Genomic DNA, 256 nt, shown 5'->3' on the forward strand with positions numbered 1-256 from the left:
TCTAAGATTATCCGGTATTAGCCCTCGTTTCCAAGGGTTGTCCCGGCTTTATGGGTAGGTTACCCACGCGTTACTCACCCGTCCGCCACTCCGGTTGTCAGATGTCAGAAACCGGATGCCAGATTAGGGTTTTTCCCTTCTGGCTTCTGGCCTCTGTCATCTGACTTCCGGCGTTCGACTTGCATGTGTTAGGCACGCCGCCAGCGTTCGTCCTGAGCCAGGATCAAACTCTCCAAAAAAAGTTATTCAAACTTCT

The 256-nt window shown here is 51.6% G+C and carries 1 rRNA gene; it reads right to left on the reverse strand.

The window, feature by feature from the left end:
• Positions 1-239 (reverse strand): 16S ribosomal RNA (locus ACYQ3Q_RS28640); the annotation flags it as partial.
• Positions 240-256 lie beyond the last annotated feature (17 nt).

This window comes from Desulfosporosinus burensis, from assembly GCF_054657535.1.